The following is a 13,870-nucleotide window of genomic DNA, read 5'->3' as shown; positions in this document are numbered from 1 at the left end:
GCTGGCGCGGCGGTGCGATGATCTATGATCCGCAGGCCCTGTCAGGCAAAGGCGCGCAGGCCGGGCCGCACTGGCTGACGCCGCCGCCAGGCGCGCAGCCGGTCGGGGCGGGCGGTCGGCAGGCCGCCTGGTATGTGGAAGGAGATTTCGGTGCTGGCGTGCTGCGCGGCTATCGCCGTGGCGGCTTGGTGGCGCGCATCAACCGCGACCGCTACCTGTGGCAGGGGGAAGATTTCACCCGGCCGTTCCGCGAATTCCGTTTGATGGCCGGCATGCGTGCGGCAGGGTTGCCGGTGCCGCAGGTATTGGCGGCCGGCTATTGGCGTACTGGTCCCTGGTATCGGGCGGCGTTGTTGACGCGCCGCATTCCCGGCGCCGTGCCGCTGGCCAAGCGTCTGGCGGACCGTTGCGCACTGACGTTGGCGGCGCGCGCGGTCTTCGATATGCACCAGGCCGGCGTCTATCATGCCGATCTGAATGTCTACAACCTGCTGTTCGACGCCACGGGCGCGCCCTGGATCATAGACATGGACCGTGGGCGCCTGGGGCTGGACGAGGCCCAGCGGCGCGAGACCCTGGCACGCCTGCGGCGTTCGTTCCTGAAGGTCGGCGGCGAGGTGGAGGGCGGCCAGGCCTGGCAGGTTTTCTCCGGCGCCTACATGCACTGCACCACGGGCTGACCCTGGAAGCGCTGGCGATTCGCGCCACAGGCGCGTTGCCTGGCCAGGCGGATTGCAGGAAACCGAGCGGATTTCTTCATGTTTTTGCCCGTTCTCCCAGGCAAAAAGCTTTATGATTCGGGCTTTTCACACATGCGGATTTTCGCGGGGGTCATCATGGGGGAAGAAATCCTGAACGGGGCGCGCAGGCGCGCGCTCGCGGGCGCGCTGGCCGGCGTGGCGCTGTCGCTGGCGGCGCTGCCGTCGGCGATGGCGCAGGACAACAAGGTCGTCAACGTCTACAACTGGGCGGAATACACGGCGCCGGATACCTTGTCGGGCTTTGAAGCCGCGACCGGCATCAAGGCGCGTTACGACGTTTATGACAGCAACGACATGCTGCAATCCAAGTTGCTGGCAGGCCGTTCCGGCTATGACGTGGTCGTGCCGTCGACCCACTATGCCGCCCGGCAGATCCAGGGCGGCCTTTACCAGAAGCTCGACAAGAGCAAGATCCCCAATTGGGAGCACCTGGACCCCGACCTGATGGCGCTGGTTGCGACGGTCGACCCGGGTAATGAATACCTGATCCCCTGGGGCTATGGCACCAACGGCCTGGGCTTCAATGTGACCAAGGCCAGGGAAATTCTGGGGGCGGATGTCGACCTGGCTGACTGGAAACTGCTGTTCGAACCGGAAAACGCCGCCAAATTGCAGCGTTGCGGCATTTCTATCCTCGACGAGGCGGCGCAGGTGTTCCCGGCTGTGCTGCACTACCTGGGCAAGGACCCCAACAGCAGCAATCCTGATGACTACCAGGAGGCCGCAGAGGTCCTGAAGAAAATCCGTCCATACATCCGCCAGTTCAGTTCGTCGGGCTATATCGACGAACTGGCCAGCGGCGACCTTTGCATGGTCTATGGCTTTTCGGGCGACGTCATGATTTCGCGCCATCGCGCCAAGACGTCCGGCCAGAAGTTCGAAGTGGATTACTTCATTCCTGCCGGCGGCGCGCCAGCCTGGTTCGATACCATGGCGATTCCCAAGGATGCGCGCAATGTCGATGCGGCCCATGCCTTCATCAACTACATCGAAACGCCCCAGGTGCATGCGGCCATCACCAACCACATGTTCTATCCCAATGCCAACAAGAGCGCGCGTGAATTCGTGAACCCGGAAGTGGCGAACAACCCGATGATCTACCCGGCGGCCGAGGTTTCCCAGACGCTGTATGTCATCAAGCCCCAGCCGCCGCGTATTCAGCAGTTGCAGACCCGGCTCTGGAATTCCCTCAAATCCGGACGCTGATCTTACAGGCTAGTGAACATCATGGCGGAAAACCGTGTGCCGGTGCAGCCCTTTGCTGTCGATCCGGATGATTTCGTACAACTTGTCGATCTGGTGAAAATCTTCGACGAGACCGTGGCGGTGCGTTCGGTCAATCTGTCGGTACGGCGCAATGAACTGTTTGCCTTGCTGGGCAGTTCGGGCAGCGGCAAGTCGACGCTGCTGCGCATGCTGGCCGGTTTTGAGCAGCCCACATCCGGGCAGATCCTGCTCGATGGCGTGGATATCGCCCGGGTGCCGCCATACCGGCGCCCGGTGAACATGATGTTTCAGTCCTACGCGCTGTTTCCGCACATGACGGTCGAGGCCAACGTGGCCTTCGGCCTCAAGCAGGAGGGCGTGGACCCGGCGGAAATCCATGAGCGCGTCTATGAGGCGCTGGACCTGGTGCAAATGGTGCCTTACGCCAAGCGCAAGCCCAACCAGCTTTCTGGCGGGCAGCAGCAGCGGGTGGCCCTGGCGCGCAGCCTGGTCAAGCGGCCCAAGCTGTTGCTGCTCGACGAGCCGATGTCGGCGCTGGACAAGCAGATCCGCCAGAAAACGCAGATCGAGCTGGTGCGCATCCTTAACCAGGTGGGCGTGACCTGCATCATGGTGACGCACGACCAGGAAGAAGCCATGACTATGGCCGACCGTCTGGCGGTGATGACCGATGGCGAGATCGTCCAATGCGGCACGCCGCAGGATGTCTATGCCTTCCCGAATTCGCGTTTCGTCGCGAGTTTCATTGGTTCGACCAATATTTTCACTGGCACTATCGTCGTTGACGAGCCGGACCATGTCGCTATCGAGTGCGAGGAACTGGGGCGGCGTCTATACGTCAACCATGGCATCAGCGAGCCGCTGGGCATGGATGTCTACGTTTCGTTGCGCCCGGAAAGCGTGCTGGTGCGCCGCGAGCAACCGCCAGGCGAGGTCAACTGGGCGCGCGGCGTGGTCAGCCATATGGCCTGGCTGGGCAGTTACGCGCTGTACCAGATCCGGCTGGATTCCGGCAAAGTGGTGGAAGCCAGCGTGCCCGGCCTGATGCTGGCGCGCGAAGATGCGCCCGGCATCGACGACGAAGTCTTTATCACCTGGGACGCTGATAGCGGCGTGGTGCTGGCATCATGATGTTCAAGCGCTGGCGCCGTGAGCGCTCGGGCCTGCCCAGCCTTTCTCGGCTGCTGGCCATCGTGCCGCCTTATTTGTGGCTGGCACTGACCCTGCTGGTGCCTTTCCTGCTGGTGCTGAAGATCAGCTTTGCCGACCAGGATTTCGGCCTGCCGCCCTATACGGCGCTGGCCGAATTCAAGGAAGAGGCGCTGCATGTCTCTCTGCACCTGCGCGGCTACCTGCTGTTGCTCAACGATTCGCTGTATGTCGCCACCTACCTGAATTCGCTCAAGATGGCGGCGGTAACCACTCTCTGGTGCATCCTGATCGGCTTTCCGCTGGCCTACTACATTGCGCGTTCCGCTCCGGCGGTGCGCGGCCTGCTGCTGTTGCTGGTGATCCTGCCGTTCTGGACCTCGCTGCTGCTGCGCGTCTATGCCTGGGTGGGCATCCTGCGCAATGACGGGCTGCTGAACAGTCTGCTGATGTGGGTGGGCATCATCGACGCGCCCATCCCGATGTACCGCACGGATTTCGCCGTGTATGTCGGCATGGTCTACGCTTATCTGCCATTTTTCATCCTGCCGCTCTATGCCACGCTGGTCAAGCTCGACAACCGCCTGCTGGAAGCTGCCTACGACCTGGGCGCGCGGCCCTGGTCAGCGTTCCTTCATGTCACGCTGCCCATGGCCTGGCCCGGCATCGTGGCCGGGGCGCTGCTGGTATTCATTCCCTGCGTAGGGGAGTACGTCATTCCGGAAATGCTGGGTGGCGCCGATACGCTGATGATGGGGCGTCTGGTCTGGGATGAGTTCTCGCGCAACTCCGACTGGCCGGTTGCGGCCTCCATCACCGTGGTGATGGTGTTGTTCCTGCTGGTGCCCTTCGTTTGGTTCCAGCGCAACCAGATGCGCCAGATGCGTGTGGCGGGCGACGTGGAGGAAAAGGCATGAAGCCCAATCCCTGGTTGCGCCTGCTCAGCTTCGCGTTGGGTTTCGGTTTCCTGTACCTGCCGTTGTTCACGTTGGTGGTGTTTTCGTTCAACGCGTCCGAAATGGTGACCAAATGGAGCGGATTTTCGCTGCGCTGGTACCGCGAACTGCTTAACGACGAAGTCTTGCTGTCGGCGGCCTGGCTATCGCTGCGGGTGGCGGCGATGACCGCGACCATGGCGGTCGTCATTGGCACCTGGGCGGGCTACGTGCTGGCGCGCATGCGTCGCTTTCCTGGTATTTCCCTGTTCGTCGCGATGATCAGCGCACCGTTGGTGATCCCTGAAGTGATCCTGGGGATTTCGCTGCTGCTGATGTTCGTGGAGCTGCACAATCTGACGGGCTGGCCCGAAGGGCAGGGTGTGTTCACCATCTGGGTGGGCCACGTGGTGCTGGCGACGGCCTATGTCGCGGTGATCATTCAATCGCGACTGCGTGAATTCGACCGTTCACTGGAAGAGGCTGCGCTGGACCTGGGCGCAACGCCGCTGACGGTATTTTTCCGCATCACCTTGCCGTTGATCGCGCCGGCATTGGCGGCCGGCTGGCTGCTGGCCTTCACGCTGTCGCTCGATGATGTCGTCATCGCGTCCTTCCTGTCGGGGCCGGGTTCGACCCTGTTGTCGCCGGAAATTTTTGCCCGCGTGCGCCTGGGGCTCAAGCCCGAGGTCAACGCACTGGCTACTATCTTTATTGTCGCGGTAGGTATTTGCGTGCTCGTTGCCTACCGCCTGCAGAAACGCAAGGAGGTATCGTCATGAGCCTGGTCCTTTACGGCCTGAATAAGTGCAGCACCTGCGTCAAGGCGCGTGCCTGGCTGGACAGCCACGGCGTGGCGCACACGTTCGTCGATTATCGCGACCATCCGGTGGACCCGGCACTGTTGCGGGATTGGGCGGCCCAGTTGGGTGGCTGGGAGAAGCTCGTCAACCGGGCTTCCATGACCTGGCGCAACCTGCCCGAATCCGCTCGCAGTCCGGCCGATGACGCCGCCTGGCTGGCCCTGATTGCCGACTATCCGGCGTTGGTGCGCCGTCCCGTGGCGGTCGATGGCGACGGCAAGGTTGGCGTCGGTTTCCGTGAAGCCACCTATGCGGCGCGTTTCCTGCCTGCGTAGACGGTGCCGGGCCGCTGTTTCGGCGTGCCGGGCGTATGATGTTTTTTTCTGACTGACAGGTTTCATTCATGTTGTCGCAGCAACAACTCAAGCAGCAAGCGGCCGATGCCGCCTTGGCCTATATCGAACCCATGCTGGGCGCGGATGTCATCATCGGCGTGGGCACGGGTTCCACGGCGGATCTTTTCATCGACGGCCTGGCACGCTATGCCGGCCGCTTCCGCGGCGCGGTGGCCAGTTCGGTGCGCAGCGCCGAGCGCCTGGCCGGCCACGGTATCGCCGTGCTGGACCTCAATGACGTGCAGCACATGCCGGTGTATGTCGATGGCGCCGACGAAATCGACGCTGGCATGAATATGATCAAGGGCGGTGGTGGCGCGCTGACGCGCGAGAAAATCGTCGCCTCGGTGGCGGACGAATTCGTGTGCATTGCTGACGATAGCAAGTTGGTCCGGCGCCTGGGGCGCTTCCCGCTGCCGGTGGAAGTCATTCCCATGGCGCGCGAAGCCGTGGCCCGTGCGTTGCGTGCCTATGGCGGTATTCCGGCGTTGCGCGAGGGCTTCGTGACCGACAACGGCAATGTCATCCTGGACGTTTCCGGCCTGGAAATCAACGAACCGGCCCGCCTGGAGCAGGAAATCAACAACCTGCCGGGTGTCGTCACCTGCGGCCTGTTCGCGCTGCGCGGCGCGAACCTGGCGCTGTTGGCGGGCAGCGACGGCGTGCAGCGCCTGCTGCCGGGCGCGCGCGGCTGAGAGCCGGGGGCAGCGCGGCACCTCCGTGCTGCGCTGTTGCCATGGGCACGAGGATGACGCCCGCGTAAGTTGCATTCACGCGTATGTTGCATTCATGAATTTGTCATGATTAGGTCATAAGATCACTTTCTGACATACGGCCACTGTCCGCTTCGCGATCGCGCGGGCGCTTCCCGACGGCTGGCGTTCTTCACATGGATCGTTTTGAATAGGCAGGGATCACAGGATGAGTGAGCATACCAACAGGCAGTTTGCGACGGATCTGGAAACCATCCGTTCCCAATTCCTGCAGATGGGGGGCGTCGTCGAGGCGATGATCGGCGAAGCGGTGGATGCGCTGGCCGGCAACGACCCGGTGCTGTTCGAGAAAGTGCGCGAACGCGAAAAGGAAGTGAACCGCCGCGAGGTCGAGATCGACGAGCGCATCGGCCTGACGCTGGCCCTGCACCAGCCGACCGCCATTGACCTGCGCACCTTGCTGGCCGTTTCCAAGATGCTGACCGATATGGAACGCTCGGGCGACGAGGCCGACAAGATCGCCTCGCTGGCGCGCCGCATCCATGACGCCGAGCAGCATCGCATGCCGGTGATCGAACTGCGCCACATGGCCAATAGCGTGATCACCATGCTGCGCCAGACGCTGGACGCCTTTGCCCGCCAGGATGCGGTCCAGGCTGCCGCCGTGGTGCGCAGCGACAAGGAAGTCGACCGTGAGTGGAAGGCGGCCCTGCGCCATCTGATCACCTACATGATCGAGGACCCGCGTACCATCTCGCGCGCCATCGACATGATTTTTGTCGCGCGTGCGCTGGAACGCATCGGCGATCATGCCAAAAACATGGCAGAGCGTGTGATCTACATGGTGCATGGCGCCGATGTGCGCCATACCGGTGTCAAGAATGCCGAGCGCACGGCGGCGGGCGAAGAACCCATCAGCATTCACGAGAAACAGGCCAGCGACAGCAACAATTCGCAGTCCTGATGCCGGGCCTTCCCTGCCGCCGTCGAGTGGCAGGGGGGCGATAGGCCAAGAGGCCATGCAGGCCGCGCTGCCCGGTTGCCATGCTTCGTCCAGAAGCCCGGCAATCGGGCAGTGTTGCGTTCGGCGGGGGGCGGTTGCGCTTGGGTTATCCTGTGGGCCGCCATGGAAACGGAGCCATGGAAGCGGAATTGAAGGAGCAAGCATGCCGCATTGCATTATTGAACACGCGCCAGCACTGGATGGCCAGCACCTTGTCAGACAGGTATTTGCCGGGGCGCTGGACTCGGCGTTGTTCGAGCCGGATGGCAGCGATATCAAGGTGCGTGCGTATGCCTGCGATGCCTATTGCGTAGGTGCAGATATCGTGGGTAGTGCGAATACCACCGATGCCACGCATTTCATCCATGTCACGCTGCGCCTGCTGGCTGGGCGCACTGCCGTGCAGAAGCAGGAATTGGCGCAGGCGGTATTGGCTCGATTGCAGGCCCTGCCGTTGCAGAATTGTTCCGTTACGATCGAGGTGCAGGACATGGAGCGCGGCAGCTACCTCAAGTGGCTGGCCTGATTCTGGGCAGACTCGGTGGTGGGCTGCCCAGAAAGGCGCCCGGAGGGGATGTTTTGACAGGGGATGCTGGCTACAGGAAGCCGCTCTGGCTGAAAGGCGGGTTCTGGCGGTAGCGGGTAGCGGCTAAGCCTGCAGGCCCGTGGTAAGAGGAACCCCGGCCAGGTCAAATTGCCAGCAGACAGCAGACAGCAGACAGCAGACAGCAGACAGCAGCCCGGCCGTAGCCGGGCGCCTGGAGTCAGGCCGAGGGCGGCACGAAGCCGTGGGCTTCGACCTGGCTGTCTTCGAACAGATGGCGTTCCATCTGTTGCGTCAGGTATTTGCGGGCGCGGGCGTCCGCCAGATTCAGGCGATTCTCATTGACCAGGCGCGTCTGGATGCTGAGCCATTCTTCCCAGGCTTCCCTGGAAATGCTTTCCCAGATGCGCTGGCCCAGCGCGCCGGGGTAGGGCGGACGTTCCAGGCCTTCGGCTTCTTTCTTCAATTTGACACATTGGACGATACGGGTCATGGATGCACCTCTGGAAATGGCGTACGCCGCGCTGGCCGGCTGCTTCAGCCTGGCAGGGGCGCGGCGGGCCGGGCGCCAGGCGCCCGGGGTGAAAAGGGAAGGCAGGGCTGCGTGAGCGCACGATCTCGATGCGCCGGCGGCCCAGCCTGCATGATGCCGATTTTAAAGGCGTCTGGCGCGCACGGCAGGCATAGCCGTTCTTGTTGCCAGGGTATATGGGGCATGCCGGCGGAACCGGCGTGGCAGGCAGTGGCTTTGCCCGAGGCCCACGGCCGGTTCAAGGCTTGCCGCCTGCCTGATACCGCCTACAGACGCTTGATGAAGACCATGCTGTTGCGCGAACGGTTGTAGCTGGCCTGGCGTTCGCGTGGCAGGTCGGTGATGCCGCCCTGCACGAAGCCGCGCTTGATGAACCAGTGCGAGGTGCGGGTGGTCAGCACAAACAGGCGCTTGGAGCCGCGCTGGCGGGCCTGGGTTTCGATGTGGCGCAGGAGTTTGTCGCCGCCACCTTCGCCCTGCCATTCCGGATGGACGATCAGGCAGGCCATTTCTGCCATCTGCTCCTTGGGGAAGGCGTGCAGCGCGGCACAGCCGTAGATGACGCCATCGTGCTCCAGCACCGTGAAGTTGTCGACGTCGCGTTCGACCGTGCTCCGACCGCGCGGCACCAGCGTGCCGTCGGCTTCCAGCGGTTCGATCAGTTGCAGCAGTGCGCCGACATCGTCCAGCGTCGCGGGCCGCAGGTCGTCCAGCGTGTCTTCCACCACCATGGTGCCCACGCCATCGTGGGTGAAGATCTCCAGCAGCACGCTGCCGTCCAGCGTGAAGGGGACGAGGTGGGCGCGGGCGACGCCGCGCTTGACCGCCAGCGAGGCATAGCGCAGCAGGTAGGCGGTGACTTCATCCAGTTCCGAGGAGGTCAGCAGGCTGTCGGCGTCGGCACGGGCCAGTTCGGTATCCACGCTGCCGTCCGGATTGTGAACCGTGGTGTTCTCGGTCAGGAATATGAGCTTTTCCGCACGCAGCGCCACGGCGACGCTGGTGGCGACTTCCTCGACGGCCAGGTTGAAGGCTTCGCCCGTTGGCGAAAAGCCCAGCGGCGAGATCAGGACGATGGAGTCGTGGCTGATGGCGAAACGCAGTGCGTCGACGTCGATCTTGCGCACCTTGCCGGTGTGGCCGTAATCCACGCCGTCAATGATGCCGGCCGGTCTGGCCGTGACGAAGTTGCCCGAGATGACGCGGATGTGCGATCCGGACATCGGGGTATTGGGCAAGCCCTGGCTGAATGCAGCTTCGATATCCAGGCGGATTTCGCCGGCGGCCTCTTTGGCGCATTCCAGTTCGGCGGCGTCCATGGGTTGCAGGCCCAGGCCGAAACGGTTGGCATAGCCCTTCAGCCGCAGTTGCTCGTTGACCTGCGGCCGTGAGCCATGCAGCAGCACCATGCGAATGCCCAGCGCCGAAAGCAGCGACAAGTCCTGAACCAGCGCATTGAGCGCGCCCTCCTGTACCAGCTCGCCACCGAAGGTGACGACGAAGGTCTTGCCTCGGAATGCGTGCACATAGGGAGCAACGTCGCGGAACCATCGCACGAATTGTGCGGGCGCGAATTCGGGGGCTTCCTGGGCGGACAGGATTTCAGGCACGGGGTCGTCGGGCATGTCAGGCTAGTGTTCGGAAAAAAGTCAGACGGAGGGTGGGAAGGAAACGGCATGGAGCAGGGATACCTGACCATTGCTGGCGCGGTGGCAGTGCCAGGCGGCGCCAGTTAAAACAAGGCCGGCTCGGGGCCGGCGACGTACGGCCAGGCAGCGGATGCAGCCTGGACAGGAAAATTATAATATCTGCCAGCGGCCAGCGTGCCGTTTGGATGCTGCAAAAATGCCACCACCGCGCCTGAGCGCGGGCAGGGGGGCGAATCCTGCGGCATCCTTGCCAGTTCCACAGGAGTTCCATGTCTGAGTCATCCGCGCCGGCCAACCGCCGCGCCGTCGTCACGCCCGAACGCGTGCTTCCCGCCATTACCTATCCGGAAGACCTGCCAGTCAGCGCCCGCCGCGATGAAATCGCCCGCGCCATCCAGGCGCACCAGGTGGTGATCGTCAGCGGTGAAACCGGTTCCGGAAAAACCACGCAGCTGCCCAAGATCTGTTTGGAAATCGGCCGCGCCGCGGGCCGGAAGATGATCGGTCATACGCAGCCGCGACGCCTGGCGGCGACCTCTGTCGCCAAGCGCATCGCGGAAGAGTTGAATACCCCGCTGGGCGAGCTGGTGGGCTACCAGATCCGCTTCAATGAAAAGGCCGGGCCGGGGGCCGCGATCAAGTTGATGACGGACGGGATTTTGCTGGCGGAATCGCAGCGCGACCCACTGTTGCGCCGCTACGACACCATCATCATCGACGAGGCGCATGAGCGCAGTCTGAATATCGACTTCCTGCTGGGCTACTTGCGGCAGATTCTGCCGCGCCGTCCCGACCTGAAGCTGATCATCACCTCCGCGACCATAGACGCCGAGCGTTTCGCGACTCACTTTGCTGGCGCGGACGGCAAGCCCGCGCCTGTCATCGCGGTATCCGGGCGGCTGTATCCGGTAGAGATTCGCTATCGCCCGGTGCGTGAGGAGCAGGATGCAGAAACCGCGACGCGCCAGGCCGGCGCCGGCCGTGGCCGCGAGCGTGACGAAGAGCGCGACCTGGTCGACGCGATCGTTGACGCTGTGGATGAGTGCTCGCGCCATGGGCCGGGCGACGTTCTGGTTTTCCTGCCGGGCGAGCGCGAGATCCGCGAAGCCGCCGATGCGCTGGGCCGCTACGTGCGCGCAGGGACGGAAATCCTGCCGCTGTTTGCGCGCTTGTCCCAGGCAGAACAGGAAAGTATCTTCCGGCCGCGTGGCAATGCACGGCGTATCGTTCTGGCGACCAACGTCGCGGAAACGTCTCTGACGGTGCCGGGGATACGCTATGTGGTCGATAGCGGCCTGGCGCGGGTCAAACGCTATTCCTGGCGCAACAAGGTCGAGCAGCTGCGCATCGAGCCCATCAGCCAGGCGTCCGCCAACCAGCGCGCCGGCCGTTGCGGCCGTGTGGGTCCGGGCGTTTGCATACGCCTGTACGACGAAGGCGATTTCAATTCGCGCGCGCCGTTCACCGACCCTGAAATCCTGCGTTCCTCACTGGCGGCAGTGATCCTGCGCATGAAGGCGCTGGGGCTGGATGACATCGAAACCTTTCCCTTCGTCGAGCCGCCCACCGGGCGCGCCGTGGCGGATGGCTATCAGTTGCTGCAGGAGCTGGGCGCACTGGATGATGCCAATGCGCTGACGCGTACCGGGCGCGATCTGGCCAAATTGCCACTGGACCCGCGCGTCGGGCGCATGATCCTGGCGGCGCGCCATGAACAATGCCTGGCGGAAATGCTGATAATTGCGTCCGCGTTGTCGGTACAGGACCCGCGTGACCGGCCATTGGCCGAGCGCGAGGCGGCTGAAGCCGCGCAGGCGCGTTTCCAGGACGAAAAATCCGAATTCGTGTCTTACCTGAAATTGTGGCGCTGGTATGGCGAGCAGGCCGCCAGCGGCCTGTCTCAGCGCAAGCAGGCGGGCGTCTTGCGCCAGCATTTTCTTTCGCCGCTGCGCATGCGCGAGTGGCGAGATGTGCATAGCCAATTGCTGGCGCTGGTGCAGGAACACGAATGGCGCATCAATAGCGCCGAGGCCACCTACGAACAATTGCACCGCGCCCTGCTGGCCGGCCTGCTGGGCAATATAGGCCTGCGCGGCGAAGAGGGCGGGCAGTACCAGGGCGCGCGCGAGATTCGCTTCCTGGTCCATCCAGGTTCGCGCATGGCGAAGAAGGGCGGGCGCTGGGTACTGGCGGGCGAGCTGGTTGAAACCACGCGCCTGTATGCGCGTTGCGTGGCCCGCATCGAGCCGACCTGGGTGGAATCGGTAGGCAGCCATTTGCTGCGCCGCAGCTGGTCCGACCCGCGCTGGGAAAAGAAAACCGGCCAGGTGGTCGCCAACGAACGCGCCACGCTGTATGGCTTGCCTATCTATACCGGCAGGCGCGTGCAGTATGGCCGGGTCAATGCCGCGCATGCGCGCGAGCTGTTCATCCAGCAGGCTCTGGTGCCGGGCGAGATCGACACCAAGGCCGATTTCGTGGCGCGCAACCGCAAGCTGATCGCTCAGATCGAAAAGCTGGAACACCAGTCGCGCCGTCCGGACATCCTGGTGGATGACACACTGATTGCTGCTTTCTATGACCGTTTGCTGCCTGAAGGCATCAGCCAGACGGCGGCGTTGGAAAAATGGTATGCAGGGCTGTCGCGCGAGCAGGCGCAGGCCCTGCTGCTGCGGCGTGAAGACCTGATGCGCCACGAAGCGGCGGGCGTGACGACCGATGTTTTCCCCAAGCAGGTGGAGTGGGCCGGCGTTTCCATGGCGCTGTCGTATCACTTCGAACCGGGTTCCCCCAAGGATGGCGTGACGCTTTCGGTTCCGTTGTTCGCGTTGAACCAGCTGGATGCGCAGCGCTGCGAATGGCTGGTGCCGGGCATGCTCAAGGAAAAGGTGCATTTGCTGCTGAAATCGTTGCCGCAGAAGATGCGGCGCCATTGCGTGCCATTGCCCCAGTACGCTGCCGACTTCTATGAACGCTGGTTCGAGCGTCTGGAGAACCCTGGCATGGGGCTGCTGGAGGCGTTGGCGGCGGACATGTGGGAACAGGTGAAGGTACGTCCGGCGCCCGGCGATTTCAAGCTGGAAACCTTGCCGCCGCATTTGTTCATGAACTTTCGCCTGGTGGATGAACATGGCCGCATGCTGGCAGCCGGACGCAATCTGGATGCGATACGCGCCGAACACGGGCGCCAGGCGCAGAATCAGTTCCAACAGGTGGCGGCACGCGATGCCGGAGTTTCCGAAGCGCTGGCGCACGAGGATATCAGCAGCTGGAGTTTCGGCGAGCTGCCCGAAGTCATGGAAATCCGCCGCAAGGGCCAGGCTGTCATTGGTTATCCGGCGCTGGTGGACAACGGCCAGACTTGCGACCTGGATGTCTTCGACGATCCGCAGGAAGCGCGCCGACGTCACCGGCAAGGCCTGTTGCGGCTGTTCCGCGTGGCGCTGAAGGAGCAGGTCAAGTTCCAGGAAAAGAATCTGCGCGACCTCAACAAAATGGGCATGCTTTACCTGCCGCTGGGCACGGTGGAGGAACTGCGTGACCAGTTGCTGGATTGCGCCTTGTCGCAGGCTTGCCTGGCCGAACCCTGGCCCGTGAATGCCGATGAGTTCGCAAACCGCGTGACCGAAGGCAAGGGCCGGCTGGGCCTGCTGGCGCAGGAAGTGGCACGCCTGGTCAATGAAGTCCTGACGGAATGGACGGCGCTGCAGCGTAAATTGCCGCAAGCCAAGGCGCATGCCCAGGCCTACGCCGATTTGCAGCAACAGCAGCAGGCTTTGGTGCATCGCTGGTTCATTCGTGATACACCCTATGCGCAGCTCAAGCATTTTCCGCGCTATCTGAAGGCGGCAGTGGCACGTATCGACAAGTTGCGGGCGGACCCGGCGCGGGATGCCAAACTGCTGGCGGAATTCGCTACGCTCAACACCCTCTGGCAGCGCGAGAGGGCGGCTCGCAAGGGCGCGCCTGATGCGCGCCTGGACGAGTTTCGCTGGCTGCTCGAAGAGTTGCGCGTGGCCTTGTTCGCGCAGGAACTGCGTACGCCCATGCCGGTTTCGGTCAAGCGCCTGCAGAAAGCCTGGGAATCGTTGCGGCGTTGACGCCGCGCTGGCGGGGCTGTTCCCGCCGTTATCGCACCAAGAACCTGATCCCTTCCGGG

At 63.3% G+C, this 13,870-nt stretch carries 12 protein-coding genes; 10 read left to right on the top strand and 2 right to left on the bottom strand.

Annotation, left to right across the window (positions count from 1 at the left end; translation table 11 throughout):
* The first annotated feature begins 17 nt into the window (after positions 1–17).
* The 9 genes from ACEW7X_RS11040 (at position 18) to ACEW7X_RS11000 (ending at position 7,512) form a co-directional block, all read left to right on the top strand.
* Positions 18–680: a 3-deoxy-D-manno-octulosonic acid kinase gene (locus ACEW7X_RS11040; protein ID WP_415358556.1), complete on the top strand. Its 663-nt coding sequence runs from the start codon at positions 18–20 to the stop codon at positions 678–680.
* A gap of 249 nt (positions 681–929) precedes the next feature.
* Positions 930–1,967 (top strand): polyamine ABC transporter substrate-binding protein, encoded by a 1,038-nt coding sequence (locus ACEW7X_RS11035; protein ID WP_253597067.1) that lies wholly within the window; start codon positions 930–932, stop codon positions 1,965–1,967.
* 21 nt (positions 1,968–1,988) lie between these two features.
* Positions 1,989–3,119, top strand: a complete 1,131-nt coding sequence (locus ACEW7X_RS11030; protein WP_068374824.1) for an ABC transporter ATP-binding protein — start codon at positions 1,989–1,991, stop codon at positions 3,117–3,119.
* Positions 3,116–4,054, top strand: a complete 939-nt coding sequence (locus ACEW7X_RS11025; protein ID WP_068374606.1) for an ABC transporter permease subunit — start codon at positions 3,116–3,118, stop codon at positions 4,052–4,054. The genes ACEW7X_RS11030 and ACEW7X_RS11025 overlap by 4 nt, the downstream gene beginning before the upstream one ends.
* Entirely contained in the window at positions 4,051–4,854 is an 804-nt protein-coding gene (locus tag ACEW7X_RS11020) for an ABC transporter permease subunit (RefSeq protein WP_068374609.1), read from the top strand. Before ACEW7X_RS11025 ends, ACEW7X_RS11020 begins: the two co-directional genes overlap by 4 nt.
* Positions 4,851–5,210, top strand: coding sequence for a Spx/MgsR family RNA polymerase-binding regulatory protein (locus ACEW7X_RS11015; RefSeq protein WP_068374612.1), 360 nt, complete (start codon positions 4,851–4,853; stop codon positions 5,208–5,210). The genes ACEW7X_RS11020 and ACEW7X_RS11015 overlap by 4 nt, the downstream gene beginning before the upstream one ends.
* A 68-nt stretch (positions 5,211–5,278) precedes the next feature.
* Complete coding sequence (gene rpiA / locus ACEW7X_RS11010) at positions 5,279–5,965, top strand: ribose-5-phosphate isomerase RpiA (protein WP_068374615.1); 687 nt, start codon at positions 5,279–5,281, stop codon at positions 5,963–5,965.
* Between the two features lie 226 nt (positions 5,966–6,191).
* Positions 6,192–6,947 (top strand): phosphate signaling complex protein PhoU, encoded by a 756-nt coding sequence (gene phoU, locus ACEW7X_RS11005; RefSeq protein WP_134838629.1) that lies wholly within the window; start codon positions 6,192–6,194, stop codon positions 6,945–6,947.
* Positions 6,948–7,149: 202 nt separating this feature from the next.
* On the top strand, positions 7,150–7,512 hold the full coding sequence (locus ACEW7X_RS11000; RefSeq protein WP_130487833.1) for a 5-carboxymethyl-2-hydroxymuconate Delta-isomerase: 363 nt from the start codon (positions 7,150–7,152) through the stop codon (positions 7,510–7,512).
* Positions 7,513–7,750: 238 nt separating this feature from the next.
* On the opposite strand, the gene ACEW7X_RS10995 is transcribed toward ACEW7X_RS11000, so the two are convergent.
* Complete coding sequence (locus ACEW7X_RS10995) at positions 7,751–8,023, bottom strand: oxidative damage protection protein (protein ID WP_068374624.1); 273 nt, start codon at positions 8,021–8,023, stop codon at positions 7,751–7,753.
* Between the two features lie 305 nt (positions 8,024–8,328).
* A complete protein-coding gene (argA, locus tag ACEW7X_RS10990; protein ID WP_068374627.1) occupies positions 8,329–9,687 on the bottom strand; it encodes an amino-acid N-acetyltransferase in 1,359 nt (452 codons plus the stop codon).
* Between the two features lie 293 nt (positions 9,688–9,980).
* Between argA and hrpA the strand changes: the two genes are divergently transcribed.
* Positions 9,981–13,811: an ATP-dependent RNA helicase HrpA gene (gene hrpA / locus ACEW7X_RS10985; RefSeq protein WP_420177199.1), complete on the top strand. Its 3,831-nt coding sequence runs from the start codon at positions 9,981–9,983 to the stop codon at positions 13,809–13,811.
* The last annotated feature ends 59 nt before the right edge of the window (positions 13,812–13,870 follow it).

The organism is Kerstersia gyiorum, assembly GCF_048595715.1.
In the GTDB taxonomy this organism is placed as follows: domain Bacteria; phylum Pseudomonadota; class Gammaproteobacteria; order Burkholderiales; family Burkholderiaceae_B; genus Kerstersia; species Kerstersia gyiorum.
Note: the sequence above shows the minus strand (reverse complement) of the source record. Positions and strands in the feature narration are given on the sequence as shown.

Bases quoted from the DNA above. Each gene is read 5' to 3' on its own strand.
- phoU (WP_134838629.1), top strand. From the start codon at position 6,192: ATGAGTGAGCATACCAACAGGCAGTTTGCGACGGATCTGGAAACCATC.
- ACEW7X_RS10995 (WP_068374624.1), bottom strand. From the start codon at position 8,023: ATGACCCGTATCGTCCAATGTGTCAAATTGAAGAAAGAAGCCGAAGGC.
- ACEW7X_RS11030 (WP_068374824.1), top strand. From the start codon at position 1,989: ATGGCGGAAAACCGTGTGCCGGTGCAGCCCTTTGCTGTCGATCCGGAT.
- argA (WP_068374627.1), bottom strand. From the start codon at position 9,687: ATGCCCGACGACCCCGTGCCTGAAATCCTGTCCGCCCAGGAAGCCCCC.
- rpiA (WP_068374615.1), top strand. From the start codon at position 5,279: ATGTTGTCGCAGCAACAACTCAAGCAGCAAGCGGCCGATGCCGCCTTG.
- ACEW7X_RS11000 (WP_130487833.1), top strand. From the start codon at position 7,150: ATGCCGCATTGCATTATTGAACACGCGCCAGCACTGGATGGCCAGCAC.
- ACEW7X_RS11020 (WP_068374609.1), top strand. From the start codon at position 4,051: ATGAAGCCCAATCCCTGGTTGCGCCTGCTCAGCTTCGCGTTGGGTTTC.
- ACEW7X_RS11040 (WP_415358556.1), top strand. From the start codon at position 18: ATGATCTATGATCCGCAGGCCCTGTCAGGCAAAGGCGCGCAGGCCGGG.
- ACEW7X_RS11025 (WP_068374606.1), top strand. From the start codon at position 3,116: ATGATGTTCAAGCGCTGGCGCCGTGAGCGCTCGGGCCTGCCCAGCCTT.
- hrpA (WP_420177199.1), top strand. From the start codon at position 9,981: ATGTCTGAGTCATCCGCGCCGGCCAACCGCCGCGCCGTCGTCACGCCC.
- ACEW7X_RS11015 (WP_068374612.1), top strand. From the start codon at position 4,851: ATGAGCCTGGTCCTTTACGGCCTGAATAAGTGCAGCACCTGCGTCAAG.
- ACEW7X_RS11035 (WP_253597067.1), top strand. From the start codon at position 930: ATGGCGCAGGACAACAAGGTCGTCAACGTCTACAACTGGGCGGAATAC.